At 75.0% G+C, this 1,183-nt stretch carries 1 protein-coding gene; it reads right to left on the bottom strand.

Annotated features, from left to right (window positions below; translation table 11 throughout):
- On the bottom strand, positions 1-1,183 hold a 1,183-nt coding region (locus tag HW445_RS31810), incomplete at both ends, for a CDP-glycerol glycerophosphotransferase family protein (RefSeq protein WP_257231432.1).

Below are 1,183 nucleotides of genomic sequence, written 5' to 3'. Positions count from 1 at the left end.
GGGAGCCGGGGTGCGGGCGTCGAGGGGGACGACCGGAGGGAGGGCTTCGGGAGGCTCGCCCAGGAGGACGCGGCGGACGACCCGCTCCGCGGCGTGCCCGTCGTCCCAGGGGCAGAAGCGGCGGCGGAAGGCGGCACGCAGGCGGGCGGACTCCGCGGTGGCGTGGGCGCCTTCGGCGAGGAGGCGGTAGAGGCCGTCGGCGGTGCGGGAGACGGGCCCGGGGGGCTCGGCGAAGAGGTCGAAGGTGAAGCCCCGGACGGCGCCGTAGACGTCCCGGTCGGGGGCGTGGACGACGATCGGGCGGTCGAGGACGGCGTAGTCGAACATGAGGGAGGAGTAGTCGGTGACCAGCACGTCCGCCGCCAGGCACACCTCCTCCGCCGAACGGTGGGAGGTCACGTCGATCACCCGCGGGGAGGCCGCGGTGCGTGCGCCGCCGGCCCGGTCGTGGAAGTAGTGGGCGCGCAGCAGCACCACCGCGTCCTCCCCGGCCGCCTCCGCCAGCCGCACCGGGTCGATGCCGGCGGGGTCGAACCCCTCGGCGTGGTCGCGGTGGGTGGGGGCGTGGAGCACGGCGGTGGCGCCCTCGGGGATGCCCAGTTCGCGGCGGATCCGCGCCACGTCGTGGGCGGTGGCCGTGCAGTACACGTCGTTGCGGGGGTAGCCGTACTCCAGCGTCTCGTGCCCGCCGGGGAAGACGCGCTCCCAGGTCTCGGTGGAGTGCGGGTTGGAGGAGAGGTTGTGGTCCCAGCGGGAGACCCGGGCCAGCAGCTTGGTGAAGCTGCCGGTGGCGGCGGCCACCACCGGATGGGCGGCCTGGTCGAGCCCCATCCGCTTCAGCGGCGTGCCGTGCTGCGTCTGGAGGTGGACGGTGCCGGGGCGCTTGACGACGGCGTCGGGGAAATTGGCGTTGGAGATCAGGTAGGTGGCGCGGGCCAGCAGGTCCCAGTACTTCCGGGTGCCGGTCACCGCGTACTCCACGTCCGGCGGCAGTGTGGGGACGGCGTCCGGCTCCACCAGGAAGACGCCCCGCAGGTGCGGGGCGAGTTCGCGGGCCTTGGCGTGGACCGCCGCCGGGTTGCAGGCGTAGCCGCGGCCCCAGTAGGCGCAGTACACCGCGAGACCCGGGTCCAGCGGGCGGCGCAGGCGGCTGCGGTAGTACAGGCGGGTGCGCAGCCCGCGC

The sequence above is a fragment of the Streptomyces sp. UH6 genome, from assembly GCF_013421635.1.
Taxonomy (GTDB): domain Bacteria; phylum Actinomycetota; class Actinomycetes; order Streptomycetales; family Streptomycetaceae; genus Streptomyces; species Streptomyces abyssomicinicus.
The sequence above is the reverse complement of the archived record's forward strand: the minus strand, read 5'-3'. Positions and strand labels throughout refer to the sequence as shown.